The 20,147-nt window shown below is 66.2% G+C and carries 19 protein-coding genes; 5 read left to right on the forward strand and 14 right to left on the reverse strand.

The annotated features are described in order from the left end of the window. Positions 1-84 precede the first annotated feature (84 nt). On the forward strand, positions 85-927 hold the full coding sequence (locus DBR20_RS18135; RefSeq protein WP_108267447.1) for an AraC family transcriptional regulator: 843 nt from the start codon (positions 85-87) through the stop codon (positions 925-927). 49 nt (positions 928-976) lie between these two features. Here the strand turns inward: DBR20_RS18135 and DBR20_RS18140 are convergent, their stop codons facing one another. After that, the gene (locus DBR20_RS18140) at positions 977-1,912 is read right to left on the reverse strand and encodes a LysR family transcriptional regulator (RefSeq protein ID WP_108267449.1); all 936 of its coding nucleotides are present in this window, start codon (positions 1,910-1,912) and stop codon (positions 977-979) included. A gap of 106 nt (positions 1,913-2,018) precedes the next feature. Here DBR20_RS18140 and DBR20_RS18145 point away from each other — a divergent pair, with 106 nt between their 5' ends. Then, on the forward strand, positions 2,019-2,762 hold the full coding sequence (locus tag DBR20_RS18145; RefSeq protein ID WP_108267451.1) for an SDR family oxidoreductase: 744 nt from the start codon (positions 2,019-2,021) through the stop codon (positions 2,760-2,762). A gap of 115 nt (positions 2,763-2,877) precedes the next feature. Here DBR20_RS18145 and DBR20_RS18150 read toward each other — a convergent pair whose 3' ends face one another. After that, complete coding sequence (locus DBR20_RS18150; protein ID WP_108267453.1) at positions 2,878-5,229, reverse strand: GH92 family glycosyl hydrolase; 2,352 nt, start codon at positions 5,227-5,229, stop codon at positions 2,878-2,880. Positions 5,230-5,354: 125 nt separating this feature from the next. Beyond that, positions 5,355-6,587, reverse strand: a complete 1,233-nt coding sequence (locus DBR20_RS18155) for a hypothetical protein (protein ID WP_146187051.1) — start codon at positions 6,585-6,587, stop codon at positions 5,355-5,357. Between the two features lie 266 nt (positions 6,588-6,853). Here DBR20_RS18155 and DBR20_RS22210 point away from each other — a divergent pair, with 266 nt between their 5' ends. Together DBR20_RS22210 and DBR20_RS18160 are read left to right on the forward strand one after the other, a co-directional pair. Next, positions 6,854-7,027, forward strand: coding sequence for a hypothetical protein (locus tag DBR20_RS22210; protein ID WP_181393127.1), 174 nt, complete (start codon positions 6,854-6,856; stop codon positions 7,025-7,027). 143 nt (positions 7,028-7,170) lie between these two features. Further along, positions 7,171-7,419 carry a hypothetical protein gene (locus DBR20_RS18160; RefSeq protein WP_108267457.1) on the forward strand — a complete coding sequence of 83 codons (249 nt, stop codon included), beginning with the start codon at positions 7,171-7,173 and terminating at the stop codon, positions 7,417-7,419. 98 nt (positions 7,420-7,517) lie between these two features. On the opposite strand, the gene DBR20_RS18165 is transcribed toward DBR20_RS18160, so the two are convergent. Further along, the gene (locus DBR20_RS18165; RefSeq protein WP_100552645.1) at positions 7,518-7,841 is read right to left on the reverse strand and encodes a thioredoxin family protein; all 324 of its coding nucleotides are present in this window, start codon (positions 7,839-7,841) and stop codon (positions 7,518-7,520) included. A gap of 5 nt (positions 7,842-7,846) precedes the next feature. Next, on the reverse strand, positions 7,847-8,263 hold the full coding sequence (locus DBR20_RS18170) for a host attachment family protein (protein ID WP_089235798.1): 417 nt from the start codon (positions 8,261-8,263) through the stop codon (positions 7,847-7,849). A 595-nt stretch (positions 8,264-8,858) separates the two neighbouring features. Between DBR20_RS18170 and proP the strand changes: the two genes are divergently transcribed. Beyond that, entirely contained in the window at positions 8,859-10,346 is a 1,488-nt protein-coding gene (gene proP / locus DBR20_RS18175; RefSeq protein WP_108267459.1) for a glycine betaine/L-proline transporter ProP, read from the forward strand. Between the two features lie 49 nt (positions 10,347-10,395). On the opposite strand, the gene DBR20_RS18180 is transcribed toward proP, so the two are convergent. The 9 genes from DBR20_RS18180 to DBR20_RS18220 all read right to left on the reverse strand — a co-directional run bounded on the left by DBR20_RS18180 (position 10,396) and on the right by DBR20_RS18220 (position 20,064). Beyond that, positions 10,396-10,995 carry a hypothetical protein gene (locus tag DBR20_RS18180; RefSeq protein WP_108267461.1) on the reverse strand — a complete coding sequence of 200 codons (600 nt, stop codon included), beginning with the start codon at positions 10,993-10,995 and terminating at the stop codon, positions 10,396-10,398. A 66-nt stretch (positions 10,996-11,061) separates the two neighbouring features. Further along, entirely contained in the window at positions 11,062-11,682 is a 621-nt protein-coding gene (locus DBR20_RS18185; RefSeq protein WP_108267463.1) for a hypothetical protein, read from the reverse strand. 35 nt (positions 11,683-11,717) lie between these two features. Then, positions 11,718-12,371, reverse strand: a complete 654-nt coding sequence (locus DBR20_RS18190) for a hypothetical protein (RefSeq protein WP_108267465.1) — start codon at positions 12,369-12,371, stop codon at positions 11,718-11,720. A 3-nt stretch (positions 12,372-12,374) separates the two neighbouring features. Then, positions 12,375-12,716: a type II toxin-antitoxin system prevent-host-death family antitoxin gene (locus tag DBR20_RS18195; RefSeq protein ID WP_089235803.1), complete on the reverse strand. Its 342-nt coding sequence runs from the start codon at positions 12,714-12,716 to the stop codon at positions 12,375-12,377. A gap of 96 nt (positions 12,717-12,812) precedes the next feature. Continuing rightward, positions 12,813-14,273, reverse strand: coding sequence for a porin family protein (locus DBR20_RS18200; RefSeq protein ID WP_108267467.1), 1,461 nt, complete (start codon positions 14,271-14,273; stop codon positions 12,813-12,815). A gap of 90 nt (positions 14,274-14,363) precedes the next feature. Further along, on the reverse strand, positions 14,364-15,128 hold the full coding sequence (locus DBR20_RS18205) for a Slam-dependent surface lipoprotein (protein WP_108267469.1): 765 nt from the start codon (positions 15,126-15,128) through the stop codon (positions 14,364-14,366). A 55-nt stretch (positions 15,129-15,183) separates the two neighbouring features. Next, complete coding sequence (locus DBR20_RS18210) at positions 15,184-18,291, reverse strand: TonB-dependent receptor (RefSeq protein WP_108267471.1); 3,108 nt, start codon at positions 18,289-18,291, stop codon at positions 15,184-15,186. 233 nt (positions 18,292-18,524) lie between these two features. Beyond that, positions 18,525-19,478: a FecR domain-containing protein gene (locus tag DBR20_RS18215; RefSeq protein WP_108267484.1), complete on the reverse strand. Its 954-nt coding sequence runs from the start codon at positions 19,476-19,478 to the stop codon at positions 18,525-18,527. A gap of 82 nt (positions 19,479-19,560) precedes the next feature. Then, positions 19,561-20,064, reverse strand: a complete 504-nt coding sequence (locus DBR20_RS18220) for an RNA polymerase sigma factor (protein WP_108267473.1) — start codon at positions 20,062-20,064, stop codon at positions 19,561-19,563. Positions 20,065-20,147 lie beyond the last annotated feature (83 nt).

Genomic DNA, 20,147 nt, shown 5'->3' on the forward strand with positions numbered 1-20,147 from the left:
GGCTGGCGCAAACTGTTATCCTGTAACATTCGACGCTCGCCGCCACTCCATTGCAGTCAGCGCTGCTCCATTCCTGGACCCGCCATGCCCGCCCTCGCCGACCAGTTGCACCGGGAAGCCGCCCAGCCCATGGAGGGAACCGTGACCAGCGAGGATGGCTCGGTCGTTTTGCTGCGCCATGGCTTCCAGGCCAGCGAAGGCGCCATGGGGCACCCGCACCAGCTGCGGCTGGGCCTGCTGCTGGCCGGCGGCGGCAACCTGTACCAACGCACCTCCGCCGGGGTGCTGCAGGCGCCATGGCATCCGGGCCAGTTCAATGTGGTATTGCCCGGCGATCATGGGCACTACGCCAGCCCTGCGGTGGAGCTGCTGGGAATGGCCATCGATACCGCGCAGTGGCGTGACACCCTTGGCGGCTTCCCGGACGCCCCCTCCCTTTCCCTGCGGCTGCATCGCGACCCGATCATCGCCTCCGTACTGCACGCGCTATGGTCGAGCGCACAGGTTGACGCCTGCGTGCCCGGCTTCCTGCAGTTCGGTGCAGAGGTAGTGGTGCGGCGATTGGCCCAGCTGGTCGGCCATCCGCCCGCCCGGCCACGCATGGCCGCACCGCTGTCATCGCGGCAGCTGCGCCAGCTGCAGGGCTTCATCGATGAACACCGTTCGCAGCCGCTGGATGTCGCAGCACTGGCCGGCGTACTCGGCATGGAACCGACCACCTTCAGCCGCGCGCTGCGCGCCGCCACCGGCATGCCACCGTATGCCTACCTGACCCAGCAGCGCATGCAGTGGGCGCAGTGTGCGTTGTCCGCAGGGCAGAGCGTCACCGAGGTTGCGCTTGCCTGCGGCTACGCCAATCCCAGCAAGTTCGCCGCGGCATTCCGCCGTGTTGTCGGCGTCTCCCCGTCAGCCTGGTCACGCCAGTAGATCCACGCCATGCGTGGATGAGCCACCACGCGCGCTCCGCCTCGAACGGTCACGCCAGTAGATCCATGCCATGCGTGGATGGGCCGCCGTGCGCGCGCTCCGGCTCGAACACACCCGCCACCCAGTCGATGAACACCCGCAGCCGTGGCGATGGCGTGCGGTTGCGCGGATAGACAAGGCTGACCGGGCTCGGCGTGGGCGGCATCTCGGGCAACAGCTCCAGCAGCTGCCCGCGCGCGATGTACGGGTCCATCCGGTAACGCGGTGCCTGGATGATGCCCAGCCCGGCCAGCGCGGCACCGAGGAAGGCGTCGGCACCGGACACCCGCACGCGTGCCGGCAACGGCACATGGCGCACCTGGCCGCCCTGCTGGAACTCCAGCGGAATCAGCTGGCCGGTGGCGCTGGAACGGTAGCCGACCATCTGGTGTCCCGCCGCCAGCGACGCGATGCTTTCCGGCTGCCCGTGCGCCTGCACATAGGCAGGCGACGCCACCGTGACCTCGCGCAGCAACGCCAGGCGCCGCGCGGCCAGATCGCTGTCGGCCAGGGTGCCCACGCGGATGGCCCCATCCACGCCCTCGCGCAGCAGGTCTACATAGCGGTCGCCCTCGCTGACCTCCAGTTCGATGTCCGGGTAGCGCTGCAGGAAATCCGGCAGGTGCGGGAACAGCAGGTGACGCCCCAGCGTACCGTGCACTTCGATGCGCAGCGGCCCGCGCGGCGGCACGTCACGGAACGCGGCTTCAGCATCGTCCATGTCCGCGATCAGGCGCAGGCAGCGGCCATAGAAAGCCTCGCCTTCCAGCGTCGGCACCACCACGCGCGTGGTCCGGTGCAGCAGGCGAACGCCCAGGCGCTGCTCCAATGCCTTGATCGCGTCGGTCACCGTGGCGCGCGGCAGACCCAGATCTTCGGCGGCACGGCTGAAGCTGCGGCGCTCGACGATCCGGACGAAGGCACGCAAGGCGGTGAATCGATCCATTGTTCGGCTGGCCGGATGATGTTTCCGGATTATCCATGATTATCCGCGACGGCGGAGAGACGAAGATGGCCCTGCGCCATCTCGGCGTGACTTCCTGGAATCTGCCATGACCTCCTCCGCTTCCCGCCCTGTCGCCCTGGTCACCGGCGGCTCCCGTGGCATCGGCGCTGCCATCTCGCGCCGCCTGGCCGCCGACGGCCACGCCGTGGTCATCAACTATGCCGGCCGCCGCGACGAGGCCGAGGCACTGGCTGCCGAACTGACCGCCAACGGCGGCCACGCCGTGGCCCTGCAGGCCGATGTGGCCGACCCGCCGGCTGTGCATGCCCTGTTCGACGCGATCGAGGCGCGCTTCGGTGGCATCGACGTGGTGGTCAACAGTGCCGGCGTGCTGCAGTTGGCCGCACTGGCCGACAGCGATGATGCATTGTTCGACCGCGTGATCGGCATCAACCTCAAGGGCGCATTCAACGTGCTGCGCGAGGCCGCGCGGCGCGTGCGCGACGGTGGCCGCATCGTCACCCTGAGCACCAGCGTGGTGGGCATCAAACTGGAAAACTACAGCGTGTATGCCGCCAGCAAGGCCGCCGTGGAGACGATGGGGGCGATCCTCAGCAAGGAGCTGCGTGGGCGTGGCATCACCGTGAACGCGGTGGCACCCGGGCCGACCGCTACCGATCTGTTCCTGGACGGGAAGTCGCCCGAACTGATTGATCGGCTGGCGAAGATGAACCCTTTGGAGCGGCTGGGTACGCCGGAAGACATCGCCGGTGCGGTGGCGTTCCTGGCCGGTGCCGATGGAGGGTGGATCAATGGCCAGGTGCTGCGCGCCAATGGTGGGATGGTGTAGATCGCATGCCAACCAAGGTTGGCATCTACCAGCGGTGTGCGCGGTTCCGGTAGACGCCAACCTTGGTTGGCGCCGTCCATCAACCGCCGGGCATGGCCCGGCGCTACCGCGGGCGTTACCGCGACATCGAATACGGTGCCTGCGCGCCCTGCCCCGGCCAGTCCTTGTTTGGTTCGGCCTGCATGGTGAAATGCAGCTCGCCACCGGCCAGGATCTCATCGTGGCGCAGGAAGGTGCGCTGCAACGGCTTGCCGTTGAGGGTCACGCTGCCCACATACGTGTGCTTGTCATCCAGGCCCTCGGCCACGATGGTGAAGGTCTTGCCGTTGGGCAGGCGCATTGCGGTCTTCGGCAGGAACGGCCGGCCGAGGATGTACTCGCCCGAGCCCGGCGCCACCGGGTAGAAGCCCAGCGCAGTGAACACATACCACGCCGACATCTGGCCCACGTCATCGTTGCCGGCCAGGCCATCGGGGCGGTCGGCGTACTGGGTGTCCATGATCTGCTTCAGGCGTGCCTGCGTGCGCCACGGCTGGCCGGCATGCGAATACAGGTAGGCCACGTGATGGCTGGGTTCGTTGCCATGCGCATACCAGCCGATCAGGCCGGTGATGTCTTCCATGTGTTCGAAGATGGCCGGATCGACTTTGGCGTTGAACACTTCATCCAGGCGCGCCAGCAGCTTGTCGCTGCCACCGTGCGCGGCGGCCAGACCAGCCACGTCCTGCGGCACGTACCACGAGTACTGCCAGGCATTGCCTTCGGTGTAGTCGGTGCCGTAGCCACTGGCGCTGGGGTCGAACGGGGTGCGGAAGCTGCCATCGCGCTTGCGTGCACGCATGAAGCCGGTGTCCTTGTCGAAGGCATTGCGCCAGTTGCCGGCACGCTTGTCGAAGGTTGCTGCCACATCGGCCTTGCCCATCGCCTGCGCCATGCGCGCGATGGTCCAGTCATCGAAGGCGTATTCCAGCGTCTTGCTGGCCGCTTCACCTTCTTCGTCGATCGGCACGTAGCCCAGCTCACGGTACTGCGCGATGCCATCGTAAGGACCGTAGTTGGCGGTCTCCACCATCGCCTTCAGCGCCTTGTCCGCGTCGAAACCACGGATGCCCTTCACGTAGGCATCGGCGATCACCGGTACCGCGTGGTAGCCGATCATGCACCAGTCTTCCAGGCCGTGGAACGACCACACCGGCAACATGCCGTAAGGGCTGTGCTCGTGGTGGGCCAGCATGGAATTGACGAAATCGCTGTTGCGCTTTTCCGGCTGCACCAGGGTCAGCAGCGGGTGCAGCGCACGGTAGGTATCCCACAGCGAGAACGTCGAATAGTTCGTATAGCCCTTGGCCTGGTGCACGGCATTGTCGGACCCGCGGTACTGGCCGTCGGCATCCATGAACAACGTCGGCCCCAGCAGCGTGTGGTACAGCGCGGTGTAGGCGCTGCGACGTGCGTGCTCCGGCGCGTCGATATCCAGCACCGACAACGCCTGCGTCCACTCCTGCTTTGCCTGCGCACGCACGCGGTCGAAATCGAAGTCGGCCACTTCGGCATCGAGGTTGGCGATGGCGCCCGCCTCGCTGACCGGCGAGATCGCCACCTTCACCACCAGCGGCGCCTCCAGCTTGCCGAAGTCGAACGTGCCCACCAGCTGCCGCCCCTCGATTTGCGCGCGCTGTTTCGGGTCCTTCTCACCCGGGGGCGCAAAGCCCTTGTAGACGATGTCCTGTTCGGTGTTGTGCAGTTCGTGGCTGGCCAGCGGCCGCGAGAAACGCATCGCGAAGTACAGTTGGCGGCCGGCTGCCCAACCGCGGGTCTCGCGGAAACCGGTGATGGTTCCATCGCCACGCACGCGCACCCGCGACCACAGGATCTTGCCCGGGTAGTCATACATGCTGGTGCGCATGTCCAGCAGCACCTTGGCCTCGGTGCCCTCCGGGAATGCGTAGCGATGCACGCCCACGCGGGCGCTGGTGGTCAGTTCGGCGCGCACCTTGTAGTCGTCCAGGGTGACCGCGTAGTAGCCCGGCTCGGCCTTCTCGTCGTCGTGGCGGAAGCGCGAGGCGTAACCACTACGTGGCTTTTCCGGATCGCCACGCTCCAGGCCCGGGTTGCCGGTGAACGGCATCAGCAGGATGTCGCCCAGGTCCGAATGACCGGTGCCCGAGAAGTGGGTGTGCGAGAAGCCGACGATGCTGCTGTCGTCATAGCGATAGCCCGCCGCCCAGCCGTAGGCCTTCTCACGCGGCTGGATGCGCGTATCCGGACTGAGCTGGACCATGCCGAACGGCACCGTCGCACCAGGGTACGTGTGACCCTCGCCGCCGGTACCGATGAACGGATCGACCGAGGCATAGGCCTTGTCGGCGGCGGTCTTGGCCGGGGCGGCCACAGCCAGGCCGGAGGCGAACATCGCCGTGGCGGCGACAGCGATCAGGAGACGACGGTCCAGCGTGGGCATCGGCATTTGGATCGATTCAGGTGGTCGTCAGATCCTAGCACCGGGGTGGCGGTGTCGCATGCTGCGCTGCGGTCATGCATGACGACCCACCCTGCCGGACGAAGGATGGGGCGACAGGGCGGGCCGAATCATCAGCGGGCTGCCAGCTCCTTTCCATCACTGGCCTGGCACCAGGTCTTGCCGCTCGCCGGGCATCCACTGGCATCGCCCAACAACTGGCCGAGCAGTGCCTGCCATTGCTCCCGGTCCTCCATGTACCGCTCCACGCCGTGCTCATGGTGGCCTGTCGCCGGCGCCGGGAAGCCGATCACCATCAGTTGCCCGGCCTGCGGTGCGAGCGCCTTGCGTGACCATTGGAATGCTTCGGCGGTGCGCACGGCCATGCAGGTGTTCCCGCCAATCGCGCATGACACACCCAGTTTGGTGGCCGCTTTGTCACGTGGGCTGGTGCCGAGGATCAAGCGCGTCGGTACTACGCCTTTCGTGCCCTGGGCGAAGCCGTCGAAGGCGCTAAGTGGCTGCGCCGGAATCAACATGGCCACTCGCAGGTCCGTGATGTTCCTCGGCACGGCGTAGGCGCCATCAAGCGCCCCGGCACGCTCCTTCAGCTGTACCGACCCCTCGAAGCCGCGATAGCTGTGACTGCCATCGCCCAACGCGTTGGTCACCACGTAGGCCCCGGAGCTGTGGGTGAATATCCTCATCCGCAGGTCTGCATCCAGCTGATTCAGCACACGGCGCAGTTGCTGTCCCACGCGCGGGCCGTTGTACTGGGCCTCGCCCCAGATGCCGATGCCGGCGTCGTTTCCCAGCAGCCCATCCCAATACACGCGAGTGCTGCGCACTTGCGGATAAGCCTCCAACACCGCCTTTTCGAAGGGCACGAGCCACTTGTTGGCGCCGCGGAAATCGTTGTTGAACCCGTGCACCACCAGCAGCACGTCCGCGCCCTTCTGTGCATTCAACTGCTTCACTACCGTCCTTCGCAGCGCGTCCTGCACCGCCTCCCAATCACGGTCGAAATCGCTGCTGCTTTCAACCTGCGCATGCGCAAGCAGCTTCTTCCATCCGGGCTTGCCGGTATTGGCCTGCGATCGGTACATGCCACGCAGCGTCACCACTTCCAGTGGCGCTACGGCACCCACGTCCGGATCGAGGGTCAGCATCGCCGCGGTATCAACCGGCACGCCGAACGGCGGATACAGATCGCCGGCGCGGTCGAGGAAAATGGCATCGGGCGCCTGCTGCCTCTCTCCGTCCGGGTACACCACGTTGGCGGCGTGTGCCGTGCTGACTAAGAGCGTCGCGGCAAGCATCACCATGTTGCTCAGAAACCTGTTCATCGTTACCCCCTGTTCGTCCAATGATCGACAAATGGGCGCGGCAAGCCGCCCATCGATGCAGTTGCAACGGCAGACAACGGTCCTGCGGGTTCGGTACCGACGCCTTCCCCGGCGCCGGCCCCGCCGTTATACCGCATCACGCCACGGCCTGCCCGTGCCCGGGAGGACGTCGTCCAGGGCATGCCTCTGACGCATATGGTCTTGCAGAAGTACAAGCCGTTGCATGGAAACCACGCGGCTCGCCTGAGATCCTTTTCGAACCATTGGCGACAACAGGAGGGTCTTTGATGACGCTGCATATCGCGATTGAAGCCACACAGATGAAGTCAAGCCACGGCCGACGCTACCGGTGGCGAGCACGCGAATGCGGCAAGGGTTCACAGGTTGGCAATCCGGCCCGCGACCTGCGCACGATGACACCGCAGCGCACACTCGCTGCCGGGCTTGGAACCCCGGAATGAGCTACGAGAGCTGCTTGCCGTGACTACGGTGGGCGGTGCGCGGCGGCCGCATGGCCCTCCGGCTTTTCTCGTAGCTCAGCCGAAGTTCCAACCACGCATCGCCCGCCACCTTCCGGTGGCCATGTTCTTCAAGGAGCCATCGCATGTCGCATGAACCGCCCATCCTGAGCCCGGAAATGGAATCCCTGTTCTTCCGCATCGAGCACGCCCTGAACACCGCCGAGGGCATGGCGATGACGATCGGCGAGAACGAGCCGGCCGACCCACAGGCACATCTGCGCCCGGGTTACAGCGCGCAGAAGATCAGTGTTGCGATGATGGCGCTGAGCCAGCATGGCCGGCGGTTGCTGCATGAACTTCGCGAGCAGCATGTGCGGGTGACGCTGCATTGAAGCGTGTAGAGCCGAGCCCATGCTCGACTCTGGTGTGATCGAGCACTACGGTTGGTGACGGAGCAAGCCGAGCATGGGCTCGGCTCTACAGGAGCCGGTCAATCCGGCAGCGCGCTCTGCAGTGTGGCGAGATCTGCCGCATCCACCGGCCGCACCACACGCGCCACTTCCTTGCCGTCACGCAACAGGATCACCGTCGGCCACAGCTTCACCTGGAACGAGCGGCCCAGCGGCTTGCCCTTGCCGTCTTCGATCTTCCAGTGCGGAAGATCATGCGCATCCACGAAGGCCTGCAGCGCCGGTTGCGCCGCCTGGCAATGACCGCACCACGGCGCGCCGAATTCCAGCAGCAGCCAACCGGCCTGCGCATCCACCTCCGCGCGGGCCGGTTCGGCGGCTACATGATCACGCATGAAGGGCATGCCGATTAGGCCTGCAGCGTGCGCTGGATGTCTTCCAGCGGCGCGTTGGTCAGATCCTTCGCGATGTCGACCAGCAACCGCGCCTGCGTCTCCTTGTGCAGCAACGGACGGATGCGGCCGAGCGTGGTGGGATCGGCGATCAGCACCAGATGCGCATAGCGGTTGTTGAGCGCGTCTTCGTTGAGCTGCTCGGCGACCTGCTTGGCGAAGGTCGCTTCGTTGAGCTGCGAGATCGACATGTCCTTGGGCACCGCGCCCGACGGTCCCTGTCCGGACACACCCTGCTCGCTGATGTCCTGCAGGCGCAGCTCGCCCTCCTGCTTCAAGGTGAGTTTCTGCTCGCTGCCGACGTTGGTGAACACGCGGGCCGAGCCACCATCGGCGACGATAACCAGGGTGCCTTCGGGAATGCGACGGGTCATGCGTTACTCCTTGCGTTGGTTCATCACCACCGTAGAAGGCGTGGCGTGAGCGAGGTGAGCACAACATGTTCATTCGATGTGCGTGGGTCAGCTGCATGAACAGGCAACATGGAACGCTGCGTTCGTACCAGCGCGATTCTCGGCACGCTCACACTGTAACCGTTATCATGAACGCATGATCGACACGACCCACTGCGCGTCAGCACCTGTTGCTGGCATGCGGGAAGCACTGCCGACCGGCGCTTCGCTTTCCATCATTGCTTCCCCCTCGCCTTTCCATCGCCTCGCGCTGGATCCCGGCGGATGACCCCTGCGGGCCCTGCCCGCCTGTCCCCTGCGGCTGCCACCACCACACGTGCACTGACGCGGTCTGCTGCGTAGTCGGACCCATCCGTTCGTCCTGCATGTCGTCCTGCGTTCTGGCAGCGGGCAATGCTTGTCGCGTGCGCGGCGTTTGATCGCACACACCTTTCGCCCCGTTCCGGGCCTTCCATTCGATGCCCCTGCGCCTGCTGCGCCAGCATCGCCGTTTCCGACTTTCGGGACATCCGTACCGCCCATTCCACTCCATTTCCATTCTTCCAAGGGAGTCCCCATGCAGGACAACTCCGATGCCCACGCCCATTTCGGCTGGTTCAAACGCCGCCGCCATCTGAAGGTCGACGAGATCACTGTTGTCGACAAGCCCATGCTCAAGCGCGCCGTGGGCGCCGCTGCACTGGGCAATGCGATGGAATGGTTCGACTTCGGTGTCTATGGCTATCTTGCCGTCACCATCGGCCAGGTGTTCTTCCCGTCCAGCAACCCCACCGCGCAAGTGATCGCCGCGTTCGCCACGTTCACCGTGGCCTTCCTGGTACGCCCGCTGGGCGGCATGGTCTTCGGACCCTTGGGCGACCGCTACGGGCGCCAGAAGGTACTGGCCTTCACCATGATCATGATGGCGCTGGGTACGTTCGCCATCGGCCTGATTCCCTCTTACGAACGCATCGGCATCTGGGCGCCGGTGCTGCTGCTGCTCGCGCGCGTGGTGCAGGGCTTTTCCACCGGTGGCGAGTATGGCGGCGCGGCAACGTTCATCGCCGAGTACTCCACCGACCGCAACCGCGGCCTGATGGGCAGCTGGCTGGAATTCGGCACGCTGGGCGGCTACATCGCCGGCGCCGGTACGGTCACCGCGCTGCACATGCTGCTGAGCAGCGAACAGATGCTGGACTGGGGCTGGCGCATTCCGTTCCTGGTGGCCGGCCCACTCGGCCTGCTGGGCCTGTACATGCGCATGCGGCTGGAGGAAACACCGGCCTTCCGCGCCTATGCAGAGGAAGCGGAAAAGCGTGACCACGAACGTCCGGGCCTGGGTGAGCTGCTGCGAGTGCACGGTCGCCAGCTGATCGTGTGCATGGGCCTGGTGCTGGTGTTCAACGTGACCGACTACATGCTGCTGACCTACATGCCCAGCTACCTGAGCGTGACCATGGGTTATGCAGAGAGCAAGGGGCTGCTGCTGATCATCATCGTGATGCTGGTGATGATGCCGTTGAACATCGTCGGTGGCCTTTTCAGCGACAAGCTGGGCCGGCGCCCGATGATCATCGGCGCCTGCATCGCGCTGCTGGTGCTGGCGGTGCCGAGCCTGCTGCTGGTGGGTAGCGGCAACGACTGGCTGATCTTCCTCGGGCTGATGCTGCTGGGCCTGGCGCTGGTGTGCTTCACCAGTTCGATGCCCTCCACGCTGCCGGCACTGTTCTATACGCCGGTGCGCTACAGCGCGCTGTCCATTGCGTTCAACGTGTCGGTGTCGCTGTTCGGTGGCACCACGCCGCTGGTGACCGCCTGGCTGGTGGAACGCACCGGCGATCCGCTGGTGCCGGCCTACTACCTGATGGGCGCAGCGGTGATCGGCCTGATCACGATGATCTTCGTGAAGGAAACCGCCGGCCTGCCGCTGCGCGGTTCGCCGCCGGCCGTGGGCTGCAACAAGGAGGCGGCCGCGCTGTTGAAGAGCGATGCGCCGGTGACGGTGGACCGCGCCCTGCCGCCGTTGCCGGACGCAGCCGAGCCGGAACAGGTGACCCCGGCCTGAGTGGTTGAGGTGGCGCCAGGTATTGCCTGGCGCTGCCGTCAGCGCAGCGCTAGTCGGCGCGGGCCAGCTTGCCCGGCGTCCAGCGCAGAGTCCAGACATAGTCGCCATCCGGCGGGCAGACATGCTTGTAGCCCACGACATCGCAGGTGCTCGCTCCGGCAACGACCTTGAACGCGACGATGATGCGGTCACCTTCGATCCTGATGGAATGCACGGCACCCGGAATCTGCTCGCCCGCATCATCGCCGTAACCTGACGCGCGGATGGCGGCGAAGTCCTCTGCCTCCACAGGCGACAGGCTCTTGGGGTTTTCCTTGCCGCGTGGATCATCCGCTGCCAGCGCCGTCATCACCGCAATCACATTGCTCTGTGCGAACGAGCCACCGGTATAGGTCGACGTATAGAGGTAGATGACCTCCGCACGACCATCACCGTCCAGGTCGGCAACGGCGGTCCACACGGGGCGGAAATCACTTTCGATGTCATCGCCAGGGATCAGGCGCAGCGACGCTTCGGCTGCGTGGAACGCATGTACCAGGCTTGGTGGCGATGCCTTCGATGCCGCAAACACCGGGTCGCAACCGACCAGCGCGCAAAATGCGAATGCGGAAGGCAGCAGGATGGAACGGGAAAATGCAGGTCCGTGCATGGTGTTCTCCTTGGTGATTCCTTGAGTGCATACGCCGGGCATTGCCCGGCGCTGCCGGTAACGCGATTACTCGGCGCGGGTCAGCTTGCCCGGGGTCCAGCGGTACACCCAGGCATGCTGGCCTTCCGGTGGGCAGGTCACCTTGCCACGCACGCACAGCTTTGAATTGCGGGTGCTGTTGAAGGTGACACGGATACGGTCGCCGTCCATGGTGATCGTTTCCATGTCGCCGGGAATGTGCACGGCAGCGTCATCGGCGTAGCCGGACGCGCGGATCAACGCGTAGGTTTCGTCGTCATAGGCGGATTTTCCCGGTGACGCGGCCTGGACCCGTACATCGCCTTCGGCCAGCGGGGTCATCACCACCAGTTCGTTGAGCTGCATCGCGCTGCCGGTCTGGGTCGCGGTGTAGAGATAAACGATTTCCGCGCGCGCATCGCCATCAAGGTCGGCATTGCCGGCCCACAGCGGGCGGTAGTCGTACTGGCTGTCGGTGCCCGGGTGCAAGCGCAGGGACGCCTCGGCTGCACGACGTGCCTTGTCGTAGCTCATCGGCTCGTTCTTCGCCTCGTCCTTGGCGTCAGCCGGCGTTGCATCCTGGGCAAGCAGCGGCGCCGCCACCGTCAATGCCATGGCCGCCACCAGCGCGCGCAGGCCGATGGCCTGCCAGTGCTTCCGCTCGTACATCCCTGTCCCCCGATCAATGAATCTGCGGAGTCGGATCATCGCACAGGCGGACCGGCAAGCGGCGTGCTGTCGGCGTGCAGTTCCATCGCGCGCATGACGATGGGTTTGGCCCAGTCCGGGGTGTGCAGCAGCTCCACCACCGACACCGGATACTGCAGGCCCTGGCGATCCAGCGCCAGCACCGGCAAGGGGGCAACACGCCCATAGCGATCGGCCGGCGCGCTGTTGTCATACACATGCAGTTCGGCCAGATGCGGCATCAACGCCAGCAGGTTCTCGCGCGCGGAATCGAAGCGTGCGCGGATCTTGTCCTGCGGGATGTCGTGGCCACCGCCAGCAACGCGGGCCGCCACGCGGGCCACGTGCAGTTCGACGGTGGCCAACCCGCAGAACCAGATCGCCACGTCGTGCTGGCTGCAGGCCTCGCGCAACAGGCGCGGAATGGTGTTGCCGCCCAAGGTTGTTTCAAAGGCAAAATCGCTGCCGTCGGCGATCGCCTGGCGCAGCCGTCGTGCGCCCTCCTGCCACGCTTCAGCGTTGGCTTCGGCCAACGGCCAGCCCGCCCCCACCAGCCGTCGGGTGAAGCTGTCCGGGTTGTACCAGCCCAGGCCGTCGGCCTCCAGCCAGGTACCGAGCAGCGAACTCTTGCCGGCGCCGTTGACGCCGGCCAACGCCAGGATCCGCCCCATGAGTCAGAGCGGACGGCCGAGCGCGACCTTATGGCCGCGGCGGATCGGCTTGCCCATCACCTTGCCCAGCCCTTCACCCTGCTGCAGACCGGCCAGCGCCTGGTCGAATTCGGTACGCAGGCGCGAGAGCACGTCGCTGCGCTCTTCGGTATCGCTGCCGCTGGCTCTGGCCAGCAGCTCCTGATAGGTCTTGATGTCCACGATCACCGCTTCGGGGTGGTTGTGGTTGGTGATGACCAGCGCCTGCTTCTCGCGCACGGTACGCATCAGGCTGGGCCAGCCACGGGTCTTGACCGAGGATGCCGGGGCCTTGTCGAGGCCGGGCAGGTCGAGCGGGAGGGTCATGGCACGGCTCCAGCGAAAGGATATGAGGCCACTATACCCAATTTGGCCAAATTGGGGATAAATGGACCCTCCCACTCTCCGGACCCGGCCGACGGCTCAGAACGCCCGTTCCCATTTCAGGCTCAGCAGGCTGCGGTCGTGGCTGTACAGCCAGTCCACGTTGCTGTCGATGCGGGCGTACCGAAGGCTCAGGCTGGGCACCAGCCCGGCTACGGCCAGGCGCTCGCTGCGCACGATGGCGATCAGGTTCTGCTCGCTGTCCTGCCGACGCGCTTCCAGCAACGGGCTCCAGGCATCGTAGTCACGCTCACGCAGCGACACGAACACGGTGGCCGTGGTGCCGCTCCACTGGCGTGCTGCACCCAGGCGCAGGCCGCGTTGCCGGTAGCCATTGGCGGGATCGGCAGCGCTGCTGTCACTCAGGTCGAACCCGGCAAACACCGTCCAGCGTGGGTTGAGCGCGCGGAACCAGGTGGCATAGATCGCCGCCAGTTCGCCGTCGTAGTTGCTGGCCAACCCCTGCTGTCGATAGCGCTGGCGTTTCCAGTCGGCTTCCAGCTTCAGCAGGCTGCGCGCATCGGCGGCGAACTGCCATTCGCCATGCACGCCGGCACCGCCCTGCAGCGCGTGGTTGCCCAGCCCCTGGTAATCGTAGCTGGGTGCCAGCAGCAGGGTATGCCGCGCGCTGCGCCAGCTGTAACCCGCCTGCACGCTGGCATTGAGCTCGTTGTAGTCGCTGTGCCCGCGCCACGCCTGGCCGAACGCCAGCCCGCGCAGGTACAGCCCATGGTGGCCGGCCAACGACAGGCGCCGTTCCAGGCTGGCGTCGTAGTCCAGGCCGAACGCTGCCTGTGCATCGGGCAACCGACGTTCGATGAAACAGGTGGTGCCGTCACCGAACAGGCAGGTGCGGCTGGCCGAGCTGCGGTTGATATTGTCGCTCCACGCGGGGCCAGCAGCGATCGCACCCTTCCAGCGCTGGCGCGCCTGCAGGGCCCGCAGGTAACCGTCCACCCGCGTACGCACACCCGCCGTTGCCGGATCGTCGCCATCGATGCCGGCTGCGATTACCTCGAACAGTGCAATGGCATCGCGGTCGCGCTGGTCTTCGGCATAGACACGTGCCAGTTCCAGCCGCGCCGGCAGGAAGTCCGGCTGCGCGGCGAGCACGGCCTCGTATTCGGCGGCTGCCTTGCGGTGCTGGCCAGCCACCCGCGCCAGCGCGCCCTGCGCGTAGTGGCGCAGCAGCGGATCGTGGCCGGGCAGTTCGATGTACTCCGCCAGGAAGGCGGCCACGGCCTGCCATTGCTGGTGCTGCAGCGAGAGATAGAGCGCCTGGCCGAGGTCGTCGACCGTGCGCTCCACGCGGTACTGCTGGCCGTCAAGGGTGATGATCGGCCGCTCGTGCTCGGCCTGGCGCAGGCGTTGCTGGTCCTGCTGCTGATGACGCAGCTCGCTGCCCTGTTCGAGCACGCGGCGCAGGTCATCCTGCTGGGCGCGGGCATCGTTGAGCGGCCATGCCAGCAGCAGGACGACAAGAAAGAGAAGGGGGCGCATGTTCGATCCGGTTGAAGCACTATCGCGGGCCGAAGCAGGGACTGGCGGATCGCGGCTTGTCCCTGCCCTGCCCCGTCAGGGGCGTGGCGATCAGTTCTTGCTGCCGCCGAAGGCGGTGTCGTACTGGCTGTTGCCGGCGAAGGTGGCGATGCCGGCCAGGGTGGCGGCGTTGGCGCCGAAGAACTGGCCCTGGGTGGTGCCGGCAACCGTACCGTTGGCAGTGGCCGAACCGGCGAACGACGCGTTGGCGCTGTTGATCGATGCAGCCACGGCCACGGTCAGGCCCGAGCCGGCCAGCGCGCCGTTGAGGCGGCCGGTGCCGAAGTCAGCGCGGAAGGTGCCGCTGAGCAGGTTGCTGCCGTTGAACTTGTTGAGGCCTGCGACGGCATACGTGGCCACGCCTGCCGGCAGCGTGGTGCCCGCGCGGTCACCGGCGAAGTAGACCTGGCGGTTGTTGAAGCCGCCAGCCGCGCCATCCTTGGACCATTCGCCGAACCAGACATCGCCGCTACCGACCTTGACGAAGTTGAAGTGGCCCATGCCGGCGTGGCTGCCCGGGGTACCGGTGATCGGCATGGCGAGGGTGCGCACGGTGGTGCCGTTGATGACGGTGGGTGCCGAGTAGGCGCTCAAGCCCTGGAAGTCCACACGCGTGCCACCCGAGACGGTGCCGACGCCAATACCGGCCTTGCCTGCCGAGTGCGGGCCACCATTGACCTGCGATTCGCCGACGTTGACGTTCAACTGCGGATCGGTGACGGCGCTGGCCGCACCGACGATATCGGCAGCGTGGGCGGCACCGGCCAGGGCCAGGCTGGCGGCGACGGCAAGCAGGGAACGGGAGATCATTTTCATGGAAAAACTCCTTGGATTGAGGGAACTACAGGTACAACGCTTGCAACGGTGAAACTCAGAAGCGCGCAGTGAGCGCAAGCTTGACGGTGCGACCCGGCGCCGGCAGCGTGGAGCGCGTGGCCGGGTCGACGTAATAGCGGTTGCCGAGATTGCTGCCGACCAGTTCAACGCTGGCGTGGTCGTTGAAGCGCCAGCGCGCATAGGCATCCACGGTGGTGATGTTTCCCCAGGTGAACGGCACGTTCTGCCAGAGCAGGCTGCTGCCACCTGCCAGCAGACGATCGCGGTAGACCTGCAGGTCGGGGTTGTCGTGGCGCCGGTAGTGCACGATGCGGCTGCCCAGTTCCAGCCGCTCATCGAACAGGCGCGTGCCCAGTGACAGATTCACCGACAGCTTGGGAATCGCCTGGGTCAGCAGGTAGCCACCCACGAAGCCGTCCTGTACGCAGTTCGGCACCAGCCCGCGGTTGGCGTCGAGCAGCACCGCGCTGCTCTCGTCGCACACCTCGTTTTCCAGCGTGCGCGCGATGCCCAGGTCGCTGAAAAAGCGTCGATTGTCGAAGCGCGCCTGCAGTTCGATGCCACGGATGGTCTGCTTGTCGATGTTGTCGAACAGGAAGTAGGCGTCGCGCTCGATCACATCGCGCGTCTTGTGCACGTAGTAGGCCAACTTGACGTCGGCATCGGCGGTGCCGCCGAACAGCGCGGACAGATTGTGTACATAGCCCAGCTCGTAGTTGTAGGCGTGCTCGGGCTTGAGCGCGTACAGCGGATTGAGGCTGCTGGAGAAGGCAATGGTGCTCTCGAACATGCTCGGGAAGCGCACCGCCTCGCTGTAGCGCAGGTAGATGCGCGCGGCCGGCGACAGGTTCACCGTTGCCGAGAAGGTGGGCAGCCAGGCATGGTCGCGACGGCGGGTATTGCGTCCATCCACCGGCCGCGACTGCACTGTGTTGCGGATGCTGCAGACCAGGTCGCTGCCGGGGAACAGCGGCAGCGCGCCGGGGATGGCAGCCACTTCGCCATTGAGGCACGGATTGGTGGCACGGGAGTAGTTGCCGTCGGCATCGGGCAGCCAGGCGATGGTGTGCTCCACCGGCTGTGGCGTCTGGTAACTCTGCAGCAGGCCACGGATCGCATCGTCGACGAACCAGCCCATGCCGATGCTCTCCCAGAAGGCGCGCTCGGCTTCGAGCGAATCCACCTGCGCCTGCACGCTGGCTGGGCGCTCCGGCAGCTCATTGACCCGGTAGCTCGCCTGCTTGCCGCCCACCCCGCGGGTCAGCAGTTCGGGATGCTCGCCGAGGAAGTCATCAAAGGCCCAGTAGCGGCTGTAGCGCACGCCGGCATTGAGGGTGAGGAAATCGACCGGCCGCCACTCCAGCGTGAGGTAGCCCTCGCCTTCCTGGCGACGGCCCGCGCGCGGGTACATGCGCCAGCCATCACTGACGCCGAAGTACGGGTCTCCCGACCCCAGCTTTTCATACTGCCAGTTGCCGCCCACGGTCAGGTCAAGCGTGGAATGCAGGCCGAAGCGGTTGCTCAGGGTCAGCCCGGTACGGTCGTTGCGCGCATTGGCCAGCGCGGTGTTGCGCAGGATCGGGCTGCGGCTGGGATCCCAATCGGGGTTGCCCGAGGCGAAGTTGGGGAAGCCACCGGCGGTGTAGGTATCGCTGTTGGTTTCGGTCCGCCACAGGTTGGCGCGCAGGTCGAGCCAACGGCTGCCGGCCGGCTGCCAGCGGTACTCCAGGTTCCAGGCATCGGAATCGACCCGACTGAGCGGCCACTGGATGCGCCCGTAATCCGGTGCGGACAGGATGCGCGAGGGCATGATCTCGCCGTAGTGCGAAAGCGTATGCCGCCAGGTAGCCTTGAGCTGCTGGTCATCGGTGATCTGCCAGGTGGCCTTCAACAGCCACGACTCCTGTTCGCTGGAGGTGTTGGGGACTTCATCACCCGGCTTGAAGTAGCGCGCCAGCGTGGTGATGTAATCGATGCCCTGGTATTCGTACTGCTCGCGCGGGTCCTGGTCGTAGTAGGCACTGCCCTTGCTGCCCGAGAAATAGTTGCCGCGCTTGCGCCACGCGTAGGCCGCCATCACGTCCACCCGCTCACCGCGCCAACCCAGGGCCAGCCGCCAAGCCTGGTCATCGCCATCGAACGGGTTGTCACCGCTGCGCGATTTCACCGGCACCACCAGGGTGCGGTCAGCATAGGGCGAGTTCGGCGACTGCTGCGGGAAGCCATCCACCGTGCGGTAGTCCTCACCGGTGTGCAGCCGTGGCAGGCGCGGTGACACCGCATTGCTGCTGCCTTCGATCTTCAGCTCCCCGCCGAAGCGCTCGCCGGCCGGCACGATGTCGTCGACGTCGAGGGTCTTGATGACCATCGCTCCGCCGATACCGCTGTGTACATCGCGCACCAGCGCTGGCCCCTTGATGACCTGGATGCCACCAATCAGGTTGGGATCGATGTAGTTGCGGTTGCTGACGCCGTTGTAGCCCCGCCATACGGTCAGCGCCTGCTCGCCACCGTCGATGCTGACCGGCACCCGCCCCGGCCCCTGGATGCCGCGGATGTTGAGGTCCAGCGCGCCGCTGTTGCGGGCGTCGCCGCTGAACACACCGACCAGGTCCTTGACCACGTCGGCCGGGTTGGCGCCGCGATAGCGCTCCACCCGGTCGCGCCCGGAATAGGCCGTGCTCAGGTCGAGCGCGAACACGTCGTCGTATCCCCAACGATCACGTGTTTCGCCGCCGTCGGCCTGCAGGCGCCCGCCCACTTTCAGCGTGTCGGTGACCACCACCCCGCCGTCAGCGGCGGCCTGCAGGGTCCAGGTGCCGCCCGGCTCCTGCTGTGCGCGCAGGCCACTGCCCTGCAGCAACTGGTCCAGTGCTTCGGCGGGGCTGTACTGGCCCTGCACTGCGCGCGAGCGCCGCCCTTCCACCAGATCGCTGCGGAACACCACCTGCACCTGCGACTGGCGGCCGAAGCTCCGCACTGCGTCGGCCAAGGCTTGTTCGGGAATGGCATACGTGCGCACGGACGCAGTAGCGGCCTGGGCGCGGGCGGTCGGCGCCCAAGCGAAGGGAACCAGTGCCGTGGCGATGGCCAGGGCGAGGACGGTGGCGTGGCGATGACGGGCGGATGCCGGGAACGGCATGAACGGTGACTCCTCAAGGTGGCGGGACCGTGCGCACATCGGGTGCACGCGGTTCGGTTGGCTTGAGAAGAAACGCGGTTTCGCTCTGGCTATACCACTAGAGACAAGGCGGGGCCGGATCTGCCCACGGTTTTTTTGTTGATCGGCAGATCATCCACGCATGGGGTGGATCTACCCGGGCTCTTGGTAGATCCACGCCATGCGTGGATGGGCCCACCCGCAACCCCTCGACATCACCACAACAACAACGCGCCGCCCGGCAGGCGCTGGCTGCGCAGGCCGGCCTGCTGGGCCACGGCGGCAATCGCCGCATCCGGCTGCTGCAGGTGGAACAAGCCGCTCACCGCCACCTGCGCGCCCTGCCCACGCAGAACCCAGACCGGCGCACGCCGATAGCGGGCAAGACGCTCGATCGCCTGTTGTGCAGGCAGATCATCAATGACGATCTCACTGCGTCGCCACGGTGCGATGGCCTCCACATCGGTCAGCTGCAGCGGCTGCAGCCAGCGGCCATCACGGAACGCGCGTGCCTGCCCGGCCTGCAGCCGCTGCGCAGCGGCAAGATCCGGCCTGATCTCCACTTCGCCCTGGCTGACCTCGGTGGTCACCACCGCATCCTGCAATGCGACGCTGAAGGCCGTGCCGATGTCACGGATCTCGCCACCGCCGGCCTCCACCCGGAACGGTCGTGCTTCGTGCGCGACCTGGAACCAGGCGCTGCCACGCAGCAACTGCAGGCGGCGCTGGCCGGTGCTGAAATCAAGTGCCAACGCGGTTCCTGCATCCAATATGGCAGTGCTGCCATCCTGCAGCTGGACCGTGCGCGGCGCGTTGCCGCTGCGCACATCGCTGCGGACCAGCAGCCACGCGTGCGGCGCCGCTGTCACCGATAGCAGCAGCACCGCCGCACTGGCCAGCAGCCAGGGCAGTCGACGACGCGGCTGCAGCGGCCGCAGCGCGGGTTCGGCGGTCAGTTCCGGGAGCGCAGCCAGGACATCCGGGCCGGCGGCATCCAGGCCTTGCCAGAAGGCCTGCTGCTGGCGCCAGGCATCGGCATGCCGGGGATCGGCCTGCAGCCAGCGTTGCAGGGCGCGTTGCTGGCGCTCCGGCAACCGGCCCGCATTGCACCGTATCACCCAGCGCAACGCCTGCCTGGCCTGACGCGGCGAGGGTATGGACGTAGTCATGATTGTGGCCTGCGGCACCACCAACGGGTGCGCCTTACAGTTGAGACAAGGGCGAGCGGCGTCTGCCCACAGCACATGCAGGTCATGCGCGGCTTCCCCGCTGGTGCTGCTGGATGAGCAGGGCCGCGCGCAGCACGTACTTGCCCACCACACTCTTGGAAATACCCAGGCGCACGGCGATCTCGCGCTCGCTCAGCCCCAGGTAACGGTTGAGCACGAAGCACTCGCGCACCTGTGGCGGCAGCGCCAGGATGGTCTGGCTGATCTCGCGCAGCTGGGCCTGGCCCAGCGCCTGCGCCTCGCCATCATTGCTGGCATCGGCCAGGTCGCTGGCGTACTCCGCCATCGCCCGCCGTTCGCGCGCGTCGGCTTGGCTGCGGTTGAGCGCGTGGTGATAGGCCATGCGGTACAGATACCCGCGCGGTTCCAGGATCGGCGGGTCACCGGGCACGCTGCTGGCCTTCAGATAAAGGTTCTGCAGGGTGTCTTCGGTACTGGCCGGGTCGAGGTAGCGGGCAATGAAGCGGGACAACGCACGGCGCTCGCGGATCAACAGCTCGATCAGCGCCAGGGCATTGGGAGACATAAGTGCCAAGGCCGGACCGGGGAATGATGGGCGTGATGGCGACGGTCCGGCCTTGGCACTTATGTCTCCCAATGCCCTGGCGC

The organism is Stenotrophomonas sp. HMWF023, from assembly GCF_003060985.1.
GTDB classification, from domain to species: Bacteria; Pseudomonadota; Gammaproteobacteria; order Xanthomonadales; family Xanthomonadaceae; genus Stenotrophomonas; species Stenotrophomonas lactitubi.